This window comes from Streptomyces sp. NPDC090021, assembly GCF_044748225.1.
Classification (GTDB): Bacteria; Actinomycetota; Actinomycetes; order Streptomycetales; family Streptomycetaceae; genus Streptomyces.
This window is the reverse complement of record NZ_JBIVFO010000020.1, coordinates 37,575-54,516: the sequence shown is the minus strand read 5'-3', so window position 1 is coordinate 54,516 and position 16,942 is coordinate 37,575. Positions and strand designations below refer to the sequence as shown.

General features: G+C 72.1%; 12 protein-coding genes. 4 read left to right on the top strand and 8 right to left on the bottom strand.

Annotated elements, in window-relative coordinates; translation table 11 throughout:
• Positions 1–112 precede the first annotated feature (112 nt).
• On the bottom strand, positions 113–1,525 hold the full coding sequence (gene proS / locus ACIPXC_RS17985; RefSeq protein ID WP_401618742.1) for a proline--tRNA ligase: 1,413 nt from the start codon (positions 1,523–1,525) through the stop codon (positions 113–115).
• Positions 1,526–1,656: 131 nt separating this feature from the next.
• Here proS and ACIPXC_RS17980 point away from each other — a divergent pair, with 131 nt between their 5' ends.
• Entirely contained in the window at positions 1,657–2,343 is a 687-nt protein-coding gene (locus tag ACIPXC_RS17980) for a methyltransferase type 11 (RefSeq protein ID WP_401618739.1), read from the top strand.
• A 96-nt stretch (positions 2,344–2,439) separates the two neighbouring features.
• Here the strand turns inward: ACIPXC_RS17980 and ffh are convergent, their stop codons facing one another.
• From ffh to ACIPXC_RS17955, 5 genes are all read right to left on the bottom strand, one after another.
• Positions 2,440–4,011, bottom strand: a complete 1,572-nt coding sequence (gene ffh / locus ACIPXC_RS17975) for a signal recognition particle protein (protein WP_401618736.1) — start codon at positions 4,009–4,011, stop codon at positions 2,440–2,442.
• A gap of 149 nt (positions 4,012–4,160) precedes the next feature.
• Positions 4,161–6,587, bottom strand: a complete 2,427-nt coding sequence (locus ACIPXC_RS17970; RefSeq protein ID WP_401618733.1) for a [protein-PII] uridylyltransferase — start codon at positions 6,585–6,587, stop codon at positions 4,161–4,163.
• Between the two features lie 179 nt (positions 6,588–6,766).
• On the bottom strand, positions 6,767–7,105 hold the full coding sequence (locus ACIPXC_RS17965) for a P-II family nitrogen regulator (RefSeq protein ID WP_030650922.1): 339 nt from the start codon (positions 7,103–7,105) through the stop codon (positions 6,767–6,769).
• Entirely contained in the window at positions 7,102–8,445 is a 1,344-nt protein-coding gene (locus ACIPXC_RS17960) for an ammonium transporter (protein WP_401618731.1), read from the bottom strand. Before ACIPXC_RS17960 ends, ACIPXC_RS17965 begins: the two co-directional genes overlap by 4 nt.
• Positions 8,446–8,803: 358 nt before the next feature.
• Positions 8,804–10,294 carry a hypothetical protein gene (locus ACIPXC_RS17955; protein WP_401618728.1) on the bottom strand — a complete coding sequence of 497 codons (1,491 nt, stop codon included), beginning with the start codon at positions 10,292–10,294 and terminating at the stop codon, positions 8,804–8,806.
• A 448-nt stretch (positions 10,295–10,742) separates the two neighbouring features.
• Here ACIPXC_RS17955 and ACIPXC_RS17950 point away from each other — a divergent pair, with 448 nt between their 5' ends.
• A complete protein-coding gene (locus ACIPXC_RS17950) occupies positions 10,743–11,411 on the top strand; it encodes a bifunctional DNA primase/polymerase (protein WP_401618910.1) in 669 nt (222 codons plus the stop codon).
• Positions 11,412–11,484: 73 nt separating this feature from the next.
• On the opposite strand, the gene ftsY is transcribed toward ACIPXC_RS17950, so the two are convergent.
• Positions 11,485–12,696: a signal recognition particle-docking protein FtsY gene (ftsY, locus tag ACIPXC_RS17945; RefSeq protein ID WP_401618725.1), complete on the bottom strand. Its 1,212-nt coding sequence runs from the start codon at positions 12,694–12,696 to the stop codon at positions 11,485–11,487.
• 141 nt (positions 12,697–12,837) lie between these two features.
• Between ftsY and ACIPXC_RS17940 the strand changes: the two genes are divergently transcribed.
• Both ACIPXC_RS17940 and ACIPXC_RS17935 read left to right on the top strand, forming a co-directional pair.
• On the top strand, positions 12,838–14,298 hold the full coding sequence (locus tag ACIPXC_RS17940) for a cytosine permease (protein WP_401618723.1): 1,461 nt from the start codon (positions 12,838–12,840) through the stop codon (positions 14,296–14,298).
• Between the two features lie 62 nt (positions 14,299–14,360).
• Positions 14,361–15,347: an LLM class flavin-dependent oxidoreductase gene (locus ACIPXC_RS17935; protein WP_401618720.1), complete on the top strand. Its 987-nt coding sequence runs from the start codon at positions 14,361–14,363 to the stop codon at positions 15,345–15,347.
• A gap of 41 nt (positions 15,348–15,388) precedes the next feature.
• Here the strand turns inward: ACIPXC_RS17935 and ACIPXC_RS17930 are convergent, their stop codons facing one another.
• Positions 15,389–16,822 (bottom strand): sugar porter family MFS transporter, encoded by a 1,434-nt coding sequence (locus tag ACIPXC_RS17930; RefSeq protein WP_401618717.1) that lies wholly within the window; start codon positions 16,820–16,822, stop codon positions 15,389–15,391.
• Positions 16,823–16,942 lie beyond the last annotated feature (120 nt).

Genomic DNA, 16,942 nt, shown 5'->3' with positions numbered 1-16,942 from the left:
GACGGGTGCGCCGAACTCAGGAGGAGTCGGTGCGTAATGTCGACCAAAAAGCCCCGGCCCCGGCGCGCGGCACCCGCCGCACGCCGGGACCCGGAGGGCTCCGACGGCGAGATCAGTACGAGCGCGCCACGATCGCGAGGGTACCGGGAGCGTCGTCGGCGTCCGGGACGGACCCGTCCTCGGCCACCAGGCAGCGCACGGAGACGGCCTGCTCGGCCAGCTTCGCCTCGCCCTCCGGGCCGAGGTCGGCCCACGGGATCCGCGCCCAGCCGCCGGCGACGGCGGCCTCGGCGGCCTCCTCGATGGTCGCGACGTCGGACGTACGGGACTCGCGGCGCTCGCGGGACTCGCGCAGCAGCTGCGCCTGGTCCTCGTCCAGCACCTTGGGCAGCAGGTCGACGAGCGCGTCGATCTGGACCGGGGTCTTCCCGCCCGGGATCCGGCGGGCCAGCATCGCGGTTCCGGCCTCCAGGTCGCGGGGACCGATCTCGATGCGGACCGGAACGCCCTTGAGCTCCCAGTCCACGGCGCGGCGGCCGAAGGGGGTGTCGACCCGGTCGTCGACCTGGACGCGGATGCCGGCGGCCTTCAGCCGGTCGCCCAGCTCGCGGACCTTGGCGACGGCCTCGTCACCCTTGATCGCCATGACGACGACCTGGACGTGGGCGAGGCGCGGCGGGACGCGCAGTCCGTTGTCGTCGCCGTGGGACATGATCAGACCGCCGACCATGCGGGTCGAGACGCCCCACGAGGTCTGCCAGACCAGCTCCTGCTTGCCCTCCTTCGACAGGTACTGCGTGTTGAAGGCCTGGGCGAAGTTGGTGCCGAGCTCGTGGCTGGTGCCCATCTGCAGGGCCTTGCCGTCACCCATCATGCCCTCCAGGGTGAGGGTGTTGATGGCGCCGGCGAAGCGCTCCTTGGCGGTCTTGCGGCCGAGCACGACGTCGATGCCGAGCACGTTCGTCATGAAGTCGCCGTAGACGTCACGGTGGATGCGGGCGGCGTAGTCGCGGGCGTCCTCGTAGGTGGCGTGGGCCGTGTGGCCCTCCTGCCAGAGGAACTCGCTCGTGCGGAGGAAGACGCGGGGGCGCATCTCCCAGCGGACCACGTTGGCCCACTGGTTGATCAGCAGGGGCAGGTCGCGGTAGCTCTGGACCCACTTGGAGAAGTAGTCGTTGATGATCGTCTCGGACGTGGGCCGGACGACGACCGGCTCCTCCAGCTCCTTGCCGCCGCCGTGCGTGACGACCGCCAGCTCGGGGGCGAAGCCCTCGACGTGCTCGGCTTCCCTCGTCAGGTACGACTGCGGGATGAAGAGGGGGAAGTACGCGTTCTGGGCGCCCTGGTCCTTGATGCGGGCGTCCATCTCCTGCTGCATCCGCTCCCACAGGCCGTAGCCGTACGGTCGGATGACCATGGTGCCGCGGACCGGACCGTTGTCGGCCAGCTCGGCCTTGTTGATCAGATCCTGGTACCAGCGGGGGAAATCCTCCGCCTGCGGGGTGAGAACGGGTGCCTTTGCCATGCCGCGAATCGTACGGCGCCCGGCACAGGATGCGTGAATCGGGTGCCGCGCTCCTCTGGACGCGGGGGCGAATGGGGAGTTCTCTGGCAACGGGGGCTGGGGGGCGACACGGAATCAGGAGCGCTCATTCGATGACACCGACGCCGACCGCGACGCTCGTCGCCCGGGACTGGGCGGAAATCCAGGAACGGATGCTGGTACCGCTGTACGAGGCGGTCTACGACCGGCTGGAGGTCGGGCCGGGGGACCGGCTGCTGGGCCTCGACTGCGGGGCCGGCCTGGCCCTGCTGCTGGCGGCCGGGCGGGGAGCCGCGGCCACCGGCGTGGAGGCGGATCCGGCCCGGCGGGCGCTGGCCCGTGAGCGACTGCTGGAGGTGCTGGCGCAGCCGCCGGCGGCGTCCCCGGCGGCCCGCCCGTACGACGCCCTGCTGGCCTTCTCGCCCGCCCCGGAGGCCCTGGCCGCGGCCCTGCCGGCCGTCAGACGCGGCGGCGCCGTGGTGCTCGCCGACTGGGGTCCCGCGGAGCGCTGCACGGTGCCGACGGTGCTGGGCGGCGGGCCCGTGCCCCGGGATCTGGACGCCGTCGTGGAGCGCGCCGGGCTGCGGCCGGACGGGTCGGGGCGGGTGTTCTGCCCCTTCGGCTACGCGGACGTGGACAGCGCGGTGCGGGGGCTGCTGTCGACCGGGCTGTACGACGGCGCGTCCGATGCCTCGCTGGCGGAGAAGGAGCTCGCCGAGGCGCTTCACCCCTTCGAGCGACCCGACGGCACCGTGTGGCTGCCGAACATCTTCCGGTACGTGATCGCCCGGGTGCCGTAACCGCCGCCGTACGGCCACGCGACGAGGGGCCCCGACCGTCCGGGCCGGTGCCCGTGCCCCGGTCGGGGCCCCTCGTCGTCGTGGCTCGTCCGCCCGCTACTTCATGAACTTCTTGAACTCGTCCGGCAGGTCGAAGTCCTGACCGCCCTGGCCGCCGGCCGGGAGGCCGAACGGGTTGGACGCGGCCGCCGGGTCGACCGTCTGCGGGCCCTGCTCGCGGCGGGCGGCCGCTGCGGCCTCCTCCTGCTTGCGCTTCATCGGGTTGCCGCTCTTGCGCTTGCCCTTGGCCTGCTTGACCTGCTTCTTCTGCCGGCCGGGGCCGCCGCCCATCCCGGGGATGCCGGGCATGCCGGGCATGCCGCCGCCCTGGGCCATGCGGGACATCATCTTGCGGGCGTCGAAGAACCGCTCGACCAGCGACTTGACGGCGCTGACCTCGGTACCGGAACCCTTGGCGATACGGGCGCGGCGCGAGCCGTTGATGATCGTCGGGTCCTGGCGCTCCGCCGGGGTCATCGACTTGATGATCGCGGCGGTGCGGTCGACGTCGCGCTCGTCGATGTTGTTGATCTGGTCCTTGATCTGCCCCATGCCGGGCAGCATGCCGAGCAGCTTGGAGATGGAGCCCATCTTGCGGACCTGCTCCATCTGGGCGAGGAAGTCGTCGAGCGTGAATTCCTTGGGGCCCTTGGCAAGCTTGGCCGCCATCTTCTCGGCCTCGGCCTGCGAGAAGGTCTTCTCGGCCTGCTCGATGAGGGTGAGCATGTCACCCATGTCGAGGATCCGGCCCGCCATGCGGTCGGGGTGGAAGGCGTCGAAGTCGTCGAGCTTCTCGCCGTTCGAGGCGAACATGATCTGCTTGCCGGTGACGTGCGCGATGGAGAGCGCGGCACCACCGCGGGCGTCGCCGTCGAGCTTGGAGAGCACCACGCCGTCGAAGCCGACGCCGTCACGGAAGGCCTCGGCGGTGTTGACCGCGTCCTGGCCGATCATGGCGTCGACGACGAAGAGGATCTCGTCCGGGCTGACGGCGTCGCGGATGTCCGCGGCCTGCTGCATCAGCTCGGCGTCGATGCCGAGGCGGCCGGCGGTGTCGACGATGACGACGTCGAACTGCTTGGTGCGCGCGTACTCGACGGAGTCCTTCGCGACCTGGACCGGGTCGCCGACGCCGTTGCCCGGCTGGGGACCGTAGAAGGCCACGCCCGCGCGGTCGGCGACGACGGAGAGCTGGTTGACGGCGTTCGGGCGCTGGAGGTCGCACGCGACGAGGAGCGGGGTGTGGCCCTGCCCCTTCAGCCAGAGACCGAGCTTTCCGGCGAGGGTGGTCTTACCGGCACCCTGGAGACCTGCGAGCATGATCACGGTGGGGGCGGTCTTGGCGAGGCGCAGCCGCCGGGTCTCGCCGCCGAGGATGGTGATGAGCTCGTCGTTGACGATCTTCAGGACCTGCTGGCCCGGGTTCAGGGCCTTGCTGACCTCTTCGCCGCGCGCGCGTTCCTTGACGTTCGCGATGAAGGAGCGGACGACGGGGAGGGCGACGTCGGCCTCGAGGAGGGCGATACGGATTTCCCGGGCCGCTGCGTCGATGTCAGCCTCGGACAGCCGGCCTTTGCCGCGCAGGCCCTTGAAGGTATTCGCCAAGCGGTCGGAGAGCGTATCGAACACGGTGGTCGCGATTCCTCGGGTCGGGGGCGTTGTGGTCGTCCCCCAGGGTATCGGGCCCTTCCCCCGTCCGGGGACCTGCCCGCTCCCTGTACGGTTCCGCCGCTGCGCGGGGTCCGGGGCGGAGCCCCGCGCAGCGGCGCCGCACCCGGCTACGACAGGGCCGACTCCACCGTGGCCGCCAGGGCGGCCGCCTCGGCGGCATCCAGGGGTTTGCCCTCCGCGGTGGTCACGTACAGCGTGTCCACCGCGTTGGCACCCAGCGTGGAGACGTGGGCGCTGCGCACCCTGACGCCCGCGGTCTCCAGGGCCCGGCCGATCCGGTGCAGCAGGCCGACGGCGTCGGGTGCCCGCACCTCCAGCACCGTGGCCAGCGAGGAGACGTCGGGCACGACGGTGACCCGGGGCGGCGGCGGGACGACCCCGCGGCGGCGCGGGTAGGCCGCCTCGCGGTCGGCCAGCCTGGCCGGGACGTCCAGCGAGCCGTCCAGGGCGCGCACCAGATCGGTGCGCAGCCGGGCGGCCTCGGGCAGCGCCCCGTACTCGGCGGCCACCCGCCACCGCAGCACGAGGACCTCGCCGAGGCGGTCCGGGAGCTCCACGGAGCGCAGGTCCGCCGCCCGTACGGTGAGCCGGTGCAGGGCCAGCACCCCGGCCGCCGCGGGCAGGACCCCCGGCTGGTCGGGCACCGCCACCACGAGTTCCACGCCGACCGCGTCCTCCTCCTGGCGGGTGTGGAGGGCCACGACCGGCTCCCGGGTGCGCAGGGCCTCCACCGCCAGGCGTTCCTGCTCGGCGCTCGGGATCTCCGCCTCCCGCTCGGCGGGGGCGGCGCCGCGCAGCACGGCGGCGACGCGGGCGACGAGGTCGGCGACGAGCGAGCCGCGCCAGGCGCTCCAGGCGGCCGGCCCGGTGGCCAGGGCGTCCGCCTCGGTCAGGGCGTGCAGTATCTCCAGCGTGCCCACCGATCCGACGGCCTCGGCGACCGAGCGGACGGTGGCCGGGTCGTCCAGGTCCCGCCGGGTCGCGGTGTCGATCAGCAGCAGGTGGTGCCGTACGAGCGCGCCCAGTACGGCGGCGTCCGCGGCGTCGAAGCCGACCCGTGCGGCGACGTCCCGGGCGATGGTCTCCCCGGCCACCGAGTGGTCGCCCGGCCAGCCCTTGCCGATGTCGTGCAGGAGCGCGGCCATCAGCAGCAGGTCGGGGCGGCCGACCCGGCGGGTGAGGGCCGCGGCCCGCACCGCCGTCTCGATGAGGTGGCGGTCCACGGTCCAGGTGTGGACGGGGTTGCGCTGCGGGCGGCAGCGCACCCGCTCCCAGTCGGGGAGCAGCCGGGTGATCAGTCCTTCCGCCTCCATGGCCTCCCACACGACCACGGTCGGCTCGCCCGCGCCCAGGAGCGTGAGCAGTTGTTCCCGGGCCTCGGCCGGCCAGGGCACCGGCAGGGCCTTCCCCTGCTGCGCGAGCCGGCGTACGGCGTGCGGTGACACGGGGAGCCCTGCCTGCGCGGCCGCCGCGGCCAGCCGCAGGGCCAGTACGGCGTCGCGGTCCGGGCGGGCGGCCAGGGCCAGGACGGCCTCCCCGTCGGACTCCACCACGCCTTCGGCCAGGGGTGCCCGGGCCGCGGCGGTGGCGCCGCGGCCGCCCAGCAGCCCGCGCAGCCGGGGCCGGGCGGCGCGGGCCCGCAGCACCCGTCCGACCTCCCGCCAGGTCACGTCGCCGGCGTACGCGACCACGCGGGCGGCCTCGTAGACCTCGCGCAGCAGTGCGTCGGCGTCGAGCAGCCCGAGCTGCGCCGCGACCTGGTCCTGTTCCTGCAGCGAGAGCCGGTCGGTGGCCCGGCCGGTGACCAGGTGGAGGGCGTCGCGCGCGTCCAGGAGCCGCCGCCGGGCCTCGGCGAGGCCTTCGCGCGGGGCGTCGGCGAGCCAGGAGGCGGCGACGGCCCGCAGCGCGGTGACGTCCCGGAGCCCGCCGCGTGCCTCCTTGAGGTCGGGTTCGAGCAGGAAGCGGAGTTCCCCGGCCCGCTCGGCGCGCTCGCGGCACAGGGAGTGCAGCTCGGGGAGGCGTTTCGGGGCCTGGTTGCGCCAGTCGGCCAGGACGGCGGTCCGCAGGCCCGCGAGGAGGCCGGCGTCGCCCGCGACCGTGCGTGCGTCCAGCAGGCCCAGGTGCGCCTTCAGGTCCTCGGCGGCCGTCCGGCGGGCCTCGCCGGGGGTGCGCACCGAGTGGTCGAGGGCGACGCCGAGGTCCCAGACCGGGTACCAGAGGCGGTCGGCCAGGGCGCCGAGCGCCGCGGGCTCGGCCTTGCCGTCGTGCAGCAGTACGAGGTCGAGGTCGCTGCGTGGGGAGAGTTCGGCCCTGCCGTAACCGCCGACGGCCACGAGGGTGGCGCCTCGGACGCCCGTCTCCCGTGCGGCGGTGTTGAACAGGGCGCTGAGCCATTGGTCGGTCAGCCCGGCCAGGGCGGAACGCCGCGAGGGCCCGGACCGCGACTCCTCCTGCAGGAGTCGCAGCCGGGCCGCGGCGTATCCGCTGGGTCCCGAGTCGGCCGTGTGGTCTGTGGTGTTCTCGACACTCGTCACCCGGGAACTCCCCTCGGTTAGGACCTGTCCGGTCGGTCAGGCCGGGCTCGCGTGCCCTGGCGCGCACGCTCGCCGCGTTGTCGTCGGTCACCGACGCTCCGCGTCGATTCCCTCCTCCGCCTTGCGAGCGCACGCGCCAGACCCCGCTCGCTTGTCCGGCCCGACCGACCGGACAGGTCCTACAGCGCGTCCGCGCCGCGCTCGCCGGTGCGGACCCGGACGACCGAGTCCACGGGGACGCTCCACACCTTGCCGTCGCCGATCTTGCCGGTGGACGCCGCGCTGACGACGACCCGGATGAGCTCTTCGGCGTCGGAGTCCTCGACCAGCACCTCGATGCGGATCTTGGGGACGAGGTCGACCTGGTACTCGGCGCCCCGGTAGACCTCGGTGTGGCCGCGCTGGCGGCCGTAGCCGCTGGCCTCGCTGACCGTGAGGCCCTGCACTCCGAAGGTCTGGAGTGCTTCCTTGATCTCGTCCAGCTTGTGCGGCTTGACGATCGCGGTGATCAGCTTCATGCGTCAACCTTCTTGCTCGCGGCGGAGGGGGTGGGGGCGGCGGTGCTCCGCGCGGCGGCTCCGCCACCGGCTCCGCTGAAGTCGTAGGCGGTCTCGGCGTGCTCGATCTGGTCGATGCCGGCGACCTCGTCGTCCTCGGGGACCCGCATCCCGATGGTCTTGTCGAGGAGGAGGGCGAGCACCGCGGATGCCACCAGAGAGTAGGCGAGGACGGAGAAGACGCCGATCGCCTGCTTGCCGAGCTGCTCCAGGCCGCCGCCGTAGAAGAGGCCGGCGACGTCGGACTGGACCCCGCCGGTGGCGAAGAGGCCCACGAGCAGGGAGCCGACGACACCGCCGACGAGGTGGACGCCGACGACGTCGAGGGAGTCGTCGTAGCCGAACTTGTACTTCAGGCCCACGGCCATGGCGCACAGCAGACCGGCGATCGCGCCGACGGCGATCGCGCCGAGCGGGCTGACCGCGCCGCCCGCGGGGGTGATGGCGACCAGGCCGGCGACCGCGCCGGAGGCGGCGCCGAGGGTGGTGAAGGAGCCGTGGCGCAGCTTCTCGTAGGCGAGCCAGGCGAGCATGGCGGCGGCGGTGGCGATCTGGGTGTTGACGAACATGACCGCGCCGACGCCGTCGTCGTTGCCGAGCCAGGAGCCGGCGTTGAAGCCGAACCAGCCGAACCAGAGGAGACCGGCGCCCAGCATCACGAGGGGGAGGCTGTGCGGGCGCATGGGGTCCTTCTTGAAGCCGACCCGCTTGCCGATGACGAGGATGACGCCGAGGGCGGCGGCGCCCGCGTTGATGTGGACGGCGGTGCCGCCGGCGAAGTCGATGACGCCCATCTCGAAGAGCCAGCCGCCGGCGCCCCAGACCCAGTGGGCGACGGGGAAGTAGACGACGGTGACCCAGAGGGCGGTGAAGAGGATCCAGGCGCTGAACTTCACGCGGTCGGCGAGGGCGCCGCTGATCAGGGCCGGGGTGATGACGGCGAACATCAGCTGGAAGACGGCGAAGACGTAGACCGGGATGGTGTAGCCGTCCCAGAGCTCGGTGATCCCGATGCCGCTGAGGCCCACGTAGTCGGAGTTCCAGCCGATGAGGGAGCCTGAGTCGGTGCCGAAGGCGAGGCTGAAGCCGTAGAGGACCCAGAGGATCGTGACGATCCCTAGGCTGATGAAGCTCATCATCAGCATGTTGAGGCTGCTCTTGACGCGGACCATGCCTCCGTAGAAGAAGGCGAGTCCCGGGGTCATCAGCATGACCAGGGCGGAGCAGATGAGCATGAACCCGGTGTTCGCGGCAGACAGCGTCGGGGCGTCTGCAGCGAGGGTCGTGATGGCTGATGCCATCGGCGTCTCCTCGTCGTCGGTACGTTCGCGTGCGGGCGATCGTGAAAACCTGAGCGGCGGCAGAAGGAACTGGCCGGTTATTGGCCATGAGATTCGCGCAGGCCGGTTTCCGGCGGCGCCGCTCGGTGTTTCGCTCCGATGACGAAGAGGTCTGCAGTGTTACGGGGCCATGAACGACCGCAACCAGGCGTTGAGGGACCACGACGGCGGCCGGCCACCTCCGCGAGAGCGGCGGCGGTTTAGCCGCAAAAGAGAAGCCCGGCCGCGGCAGTGACCCGGATGTCCTGGCTGGGGGAGCCTGATCGGGCTTCACGGGGTGACTGCCGCGGCCGGGGTCTGGGGGCGGCCGCTCGGGCCGTCAGACGGCCTCCGCGGCTTCGGGGAGCCGTGAGGCGAGATGGTCGGTGAGCCGGACCACCTCGGCGACGTCGCCGTATTCACGGGCGGCACTGTCGACGGTCTTGCGCAGGCGGGTGTTCACCCGTTCGGAGCGCACCCTTCCCGCCACGTCGAGGGCCCGGTCGACGAGGGTCGCGGCCTGCTCGGGCTCGCGCTGGAGCAGGTGGACGGTGGCCATGCCGATGAGGTTGAGGGCGTAGGAGCGCTGGTGCTCCTGGTCCTTCTCGAAGAGCTCGACGGCCCGTTCCATGACCGGTTCGGCGAGGGAGGCGTACATGGGGCTGCGCCCGGCGACATAGGCCAGGTCCCGGTAGGAGTGGGAGTTCTCGCCGTTCAGCTCGGCCTCGGAGAAGAAGCGGATCCAGTCGGGCTCCGGCTCGTCCGCGAAGCCCACGTCGGAGAAGGTGTCCTCGGCCATCCGCACGGCCCGCTTGCAGCGGCTGGGCTGGCCCATGTTGGCGTAGGCGCGGGCCTCCATCGCATACAGCATGGCCTGGGTGCGCGGGCCGGCGCAGTCGCGGCTGCCGTACTGCGCGAGGTGGATGAGTTCGAGGGCGTCCTCGGGCCGGCCCAGGTGGATCATCTGGCGGCTCATGTTCGAGAGGATGTACGAGCCCAGGGGCTTGTCCCCGGCCTCCTTGGCCGCGTGCAGGGCGAGGACGAAGTACTTCTGCGCGGTGGGGTGCAGGCCGATGTCGTAGCTCATCCAGCCGGCCAGCTCGGCGAGCTCCGCCGCGACCTTGAAGAGGCGCTTCATGACGGGGGCGGGGTGGTTCTCCTGGAGCAGGTCGGTGACCTCGTGGAGCTGGCCCACGACGGCCTTGCGGCGTAGGCCGCCGCCGCACTGGGCGTCCCACTGGCGGAACATCACCGTGGTGGCGTCGAGGAGGTCGAGTTCCGGTTCGGAGAGCCTGGGCGGCCGGTGGCCGCCGAGGGCCCCCGTCGGCCCCGCCCCGCGCGGTCCCGGGTCGGCGGCCGGGGCCGGGACGAGCCAGCGCTGCATGGGCTCGATGAGGGCGGGGCCGGCGGAGAGTGCGAGGGAGGTCCCGAGGAAGCCGCGGCGCGCCAGCATCAGGTCGCTGCGGGAGAACTCGCCGAGCAGTTCGACGGTCTGCGGGCCCGCCCACGGGAGGTCCACCCCGGAGACGGAGGGGGTCTGGTGGGCGGTGCGCAGGCCGAGCTGTTCGATGGCGACGACGGAGCCGAAGCGCTCGGAGAACAGTTCGGACAGGATGCGCGGGACGGGCTCGCGCGGCTGTTCGCCGTCCAGCCAGCGGCGCACCCGGGAGGTGTCCGTGCTGATGTGGTGGGCGCCCATCTGCCGGGCCCTGCGGTTGACCTGCCGGGCGAGCTCGCCCTTCGACCAGCCGCTGCGTACGAACCACGAGGTCAGCTGGTCGTTCCGCGCAGCAGCATCCTCGATCGTTCCGCTTGCGCCGTTGCCGCTCACTGGAACGCCCCCATCCGCTCAGCCTCTTCCTTACGAAACCCTGGCCGGGACGACGAGCGTCTCCACGGACCTTCACGGGTCCTTCACGCATTGCCTCCGGCATAACCACGCACGGGCCCGCCTCGGGGTTCGTGCACCGAAAGTAATCCTACGATCACCCCTCCGGCGAGGTCGTTCGCGGAAACGCCACCATTCGCCACCCCTTCGAATGAACTCGCCACCGGCCAGGCGCGATTCACTTGACACGAAGGCGAAACGGACCGGTTGGACTGGAGTGCGCTCGGGGCGCGCGCGGCGAGGAGTGCGCCGGGCGGGTGCGGCGGGCACTCCCCCGGCGACCGCGCGGCGGACCGTCGCGCAGCGCCGGCGGCAGGCACTCTGACGTCCTCACCACAGGCGTCGTAACCACCGGCGCGTCCGACCCGTTGGAGGGGGCATGGGCATGGGCATGGGCTTCACGATCGGCAGCAGCCGCAGCACCAAGGAGTTCCGTTCCGGTACCCGGCGCCGCAGCCGGACGTCGGAGTGCACGGCGGTGGCGGAGTACACGGGTTTGTGGGGCTGGGACGTGGTCCCCGGGGCGCGTGCCGCGGCGCCCTCCCGCGGCTGCTCCTGCGGGGACGGCCGGTGCGCCGCGCCCGGAGCGCACCCCCTGCCCTTCGCCCCGACGGTCCCGGCCGGCGCCACCCTCGACGAGGTCACCGAGGCCTGGGCCGACTGCCCGGGCGCCGCGATCCTGCTGCCGGTGGGCCGCGCCTTCGACGTCATCGAGGTGTCGGAGGAGGCCGGGCGGCGGGCCCTGGTACGGCTGGAGCGGATGGGCCTGCCGCTCGGCCCGGTCATCGTCACCGCGGACGGCCGGGCGCAGTTCTTCGTGGCCCCCGGGGCGGCGGCGGAGCTGCCGCAGCTGCTGTACCGGATGGGCTGGGACGACGCCGACCTGGACCTGCGCGCCCTGGGCCCGGGGGCCTTCGTGACGGCCCCGCCCTCCGACCGGTCCGGCCTCGGCCGGGCCGGCTGGCTGCGGCCGCCCGCGCTCGACTGCGCCGGGAGCCCGCCGCAGGCCCGGCTGCTGCTGGGCACCCTGGCGTACATCTGCCACCGGTTCCGCCGCTGAGGGCCCCGTACGCACCGGTGCCCCCGCGTTCCTCACGGAAGGCGGGGGCACCGGTGCGTGCGGGAGGCCGCGCTCAGTCGCCGATCAGGGCGTCCACGAACGCCTCGGGCTCGAACGGGGCCAGGTCGTCCGCGCCCTCACCGAGGCCGACGAGCTTGACCGGGACGCCCAGTTCGCGCTGGACGGCGACGACGATGCCGCCCTTGGCCGTGCCGTCGAGCTTGGTCAGCACGATGCCGGTGATGTCCACGACCTCGGCGAAGACCCGCGCCTGGGTCAGGCCGTTCTGCCCGGTGGTGGCGTCCAGGACCAGCAGGATCTCGTCCAGCGGGCCGTGCTTCTCGACGACGCGCTTGACCTTGCCGAGCTCGTCCATCAGGCCGGTCTTGGTGTGGAGGCGGCCGGCGGTGTCGATGAGCACGACGTCGGCGCCCTCGGCGATGCCCTCCTTGACCGCGTCGTAGGCGATCGAGGCCGGGTCGCCGCCCTCGGGGCCGCGCACGGTACGGGCGCCGACGCGCTCGCCCCAGGTCTGCAGCTGGTCGGCGGCGGCGGCGCGGAAGGTGTCGGCCGCGCCGAGGACCACGCTGCGGCCGTCGGCGACGAGCACCCGGGCCAGCTTGCCGGTGGTGGTGGTCTTACCGGTGCCGTTGACACCGACGACCATGATCACGCCCGGGGTGTCCTCGCCGCTCTCCGTCTTCACGGCGCGGTCGAAGTCGGTGCCGAGGAGCGTCAGCAGCTCTTCCTTGAGCAGGGTGCGCAGGTCCGCCGGGGTACGGGTGCCGAGGACCTTGACCCGCTCGCGGAGCCGCTCGACGAGCTCCTGGGTGGGCGCGACACCGACGTCGGCGACGAGGAGGGTCTCCTCGATCTCCTCCCACGTGTCCTCGTCGAGGTGCTCGCGCGAGAGGAGCGTGAGCAGCCCCTTGCCGAGCGAGTTCTGCGACCGGGCGAGGCGGGCGCGCAGCCGGACCAGGCGGCCGGCGGTGGGCTCGGGCACCTCGATCGCGGGCGCGGCCGGGGCCTCCGGCTCGGCGGCCGGCGCTTCGACGGGGGCCTCGGCCTCCGGGAGTCCGACCTCCTCGATCGTGCGGCGCGGCTCTTCCGCCGTCTCTACGGCGTCCTCCCCCACCTGCGGCTCGGCAGGCGGGGCAGTGATGGTCGGCGTGCTCGGCGGTGCCGGGGGCGGCAGCTGCTTCTTCTTGCGGCTGCTGACCACGAGCCCGCTGATCACGCCGACCGCGACCAGGGCGATGACTACAGCAAGGATGAGGATGTCCATAACCCCCCCAGTATCGGCCACGGCCGCCTGGGAGCCGGGAACCCGGGCGCTCGGACCAGGGCGTAAGCCCCTGTTTGTGGTTTTAGCAGCAAATCTATGATGATGAGCGACTTCCCCTCACACCTCCCAGGGAGCAGCCGCATGCCTGCCGAGCCCGCCGACGGCGGAACCGAAACCGCGATGGAGACCCGCGGTCTGGAGCCCGTCCCGGACGACGAGCGCGGCGGCAGAGTCCGCGAGCTGGTCCCCACCTGGGTCGCCGCCAATATCAGCGTGCTGCTGCTGACCATGGGCGCAGGGCTGGTGATCTTCAACAGGCTGAACATCTGGCAGGTGCTCGTCGTCGCCGTGGCCGCGCCGGTGGTCTCGTACGGGATCGTCGGCCTGATATCGATCGCGGGCAAGCGCGGCGGGGCTCCCGGCATGGCCCTCTCGCGGGCGGTGTTCGGGCAGCGCGGCAACCTCTTCCCGGGTGCGCTGATCTGGGTGGCCCGCTGGGGCTGGGAGACCATCAACGCGGTCAGCGGCGCCTATGCCGTGCTGACCGTGCTCGACCTGCTCTTCGGGATCCAGAGCAACACCACCCTCATCGTGGTGACCCTGCTGTTCTTCGTGGGCTGCACCTTCGTGGTCTCGGGCCTCGGCATCGGCGCCCTGCGGGTGTGCTCGACGTGGTCGACGTACCTCTTCGGCGCCTTCAGCGTGCTCGTCCTCGGCTACCTGCTCCTCACGACGGACTGGGCGGACGTCTTCGGCAAGCCGGCGGGCTCCACGGCGATGATGATCGCGGGCATCGGCACCATCGCGGCCGGCGGCATCAGCTGGGTGCCCTCGGGCCCCGACTTCACCCGCTACCTGCCGCGCACCGCCTCCTCGAAGGGCATGGTCGGCGCGACGATCGGCGGCGCCGGCATCGTCGTGCTCCCGATGGTCCTGATGGGCGCGGTCATGGCCGTGGGCACCCCGGACCTGGCCACCGCCCAGGATCCGGTCTCCTTCATCGGTGAGCTGCTGCCCACCTGGCTCGCGGTCCCGTACCTGCTGATCGCGCTCGTCGGCATGCTGCTGATCAACTCGATGTCCATGTACTCGGCCGGCTTCACCGCGCAGACCCTCGGCATCAAGGTCCCGCGCGCCTGGGCGGTCAGCGTCAACGCCGTCATCAGCCTGGTCTTCGGCTTCCTGCTGATGGTGGTCGCGACCAGCTTCTTCGGCTCCTTCATCTCCTTCCTGACCCTGCTGGCCGTGGCCTTCTCCGCCTGGATCGGCGTCTTCGGCGTGGACATGCTGCGCCGCACGACGTACGACGGGCCGGCGCTCCTGGACACCACGCGGACCAGCGCCTACTGGTACCGGGGCGGCTTCGCCTGGCAGGCCATGACGGCGTGGGCGACCGCGCTGGTCGTGGGGCTGCTCTTCACCGAGGTGGACTGGTTCGGCGGGCCGCTCGCCGACACCTGGATCGGGCAGAACGGCCTCGGCTGGGTGGCCGGGATCGTGACCTCCGGCGCGCTGTACGCCGTGTTGCCGCGGACGGCGCCCACCGGTCCGGCCCGTGGGCCGGAGCAGGAGCCCGAGCTCGCCGGAACCCTGTCCAACTGACGCTGCGTCAGCTAGCGTCCCCCTTCGCCAGTCCGACCCATCCGGCGAAGGGAAACGTCTCCATGCCCATCACCGTGGCCCGGTTCAACCTCGTGGACCCGAACGGCACGCCCGAGTCCCTCTCCGCCCGCTACAGGGCCGCGCTGGAGATGGCCCGCTACGCGGACGACCGCGGGATCGACACCGTCCAGACCGAGGAGCACCACGGCACGGAGAACAACTGGCTGCCCTCCCCCTTCGCCTTCGCGGGCGCGGTCTTCGGCGCGACCCGCCGGATCGCCGTCACCGTCTCGGCGATCATCGGCCCGCTGTACGACCCGCTGAGGGCCGCGGAGGACATCGCCGTCCTCGACCTGCTGAGCGGCGGACGCCTGGTCACCGTCGCGGGCATCGGCTACCGGCCCGAGGAGTACGAGCAGCACGGTGTGGAGTGGGGCCGGCGCGGCCGGCTCCAGGACGAGCTGCTGGAGACCCTGCTGCGGGCGTGGACCGGCGAACCCTTCGAGTTCCGCGGGCGCACGGTACGGGTCACCCCGGCTCCCTTCACCCGGCCGCACCCGCTACTGCTGGTGGGCGGCAGTTCGCAGGCGGCCGCGCGGCGCGCCGCCCGGCTCGGGCTGCCCTTCTTCCCCAGCGCACACCTGCCGGAGCTGGAGGCGTACTACACGGCGCGGCTGGCGGAGTACGGCACGGAGGGCTTCTGCATGATGCCGGCGGCCGAGACCCCGCTGCTGCACATCGCCGAGGACCCGGACCGGGTGTGGGCCGAGTACGGGGAGCACTTCCTGCACGAGGCGGGCATGTACGCGTCGTGGCAGTCCAAGGAGATCCGCAGCGCCGTACGGTCGGCGGCGCGCTCGGTGGCGGAGCTGCGCGCGGAGGGCGTCTACCGGGTGCTGACCCCGGACGAGGCGGTCGCGTACGGCCGGGGCGCGGGCGAGGCGGGGAACCTGGTGCTGCACCCGCTGTGCGGCGGGCTGCCGCTGGACGAGGGCTGGCGCAGCCTGCACCTGCTGTGCGAACAGGTACTGCCCCGGCTCAGGGGCTGAGCCGGGGCAGTACCGAGGAGACGGGGTGGTGGCGGGGATGGTTACCCCATCTCCTCCAGCGCCTTGCCCTTGGTCTCCGGCACCCACTTGAGGACGAACGGGATCGAGAGCAGTGCGAAGACGGTGTAGATCACGTAGGCACCGGACAGGTTCCAGTCCGACAGGGACGGGAACGAGACGGTGATGACCCAGTTGGCGACCCACTGGGCCGAGGCGGCGACGCCGAGCGCCGCGGCACGGATGCGGTTGGGGAACATCTCGCCGAGCAGGACCCAGACCACCACGCCCCAGGACAGGGCGAAGAAGAGCACGAAGGAGTGCGCGGCGACCAGGGCCACCGTGGCCTGGGCGTCGGGCAGGGTGATGTCGTCGCCGGTGCCGGTCGTGAAGGAGAACGCCCACGCGAGCAGGCCGAGGGAGAGGGCCATGCCCGCCGAGCCGATGAGGGCCAGCGGCTTGCGGCCGATCCGGTCGACGAAGATCATCGCGATCACCGTGCCGACGATGTTGATGATCGACGTGGTGAAGGAGTAGAGGAACGAACTGGTCGGGTCGATGCCGACGGACTGCCACAGCGAGGAGCTGTAGTAGAAGATCACATTGATGCCGACGAGCTGCTGGAAGAGCGAGAGGCCGATGCCGACCCAGACGATGGGCAGGAAGCCGAAGCGGCCACCGAGCAGGTCCTTGAGGGTGGACTTGGTCTCGGAGTGCATCGCGTGCTCGATCTCGCGCAGGCGCCCGTCCAGATCGACCTTGGAGCCCTCGACCTCGGCCAGCACCTTCCTGGCCTCGTCGGTGCGGCCGACGGAGACCAGGAAGCGCGGGGACTCCGGGATGACGAAGGACAGCAGGCCGTAGAGCACGGCCGGGACAACCATGATCCCCAGCATCCACTGCCAGGCCTCCAGGCCGCCGATCTCGCCGCGCTGGTCGCCGTCGGCGAGGTTGAGGATGCCCCAGTTGACGAGCTGGGAGACGGCGATGCCGATGACGATGGCGGCCTGCTGGAAGGAGGCGAGGCGGCCGCGGTAGGCGGGCGGGGAGACCTCGGCGATGTAGGCGGGGCCGATGACGGAGGCCATGCCGATGCCGAAGCCGCCGATCACGCGCCACATGGCGAGGTCCCAGAGGGCGAAGGGCAGGGCGGAACCGATGGCGCTGGCGGTGAAGAGGACGGCCGCGATCTGCATGCAGCGGATTCGCCCGATCCGGTCGGCGAGCCGGCCCGCGGTGGCGGCGCCGATGGCGCAGCCGATCAGCGCGGCGGCGATCACCTGGGCGAGCGCCTCCGAGCCGACGTCGAAGCGGTCGCGGATCGCGACGACGGCGCCGTTGATGACGGAGCTGTCGTACCCGAACAGGAAGCCGCCCATGGCAGCGGCCGCCGTGATGAAGATGACGTGGCCGAGGTGGTCGGGCTGGGGCGAGGATCCGCCGCCGGACGCCGGGGTCTGCGCAGTGCTGCTGGTCAAGGTGTGCTCCGTGGGGTTTCGTCCGTCCTCACAGTGGCGCACAGTTCAAGATCGGGCACCACCCGAAGGCGGGGGACAGCGGAGCGAGCCTATGCGTTCAGTTTTTGAAGTCAATACCCG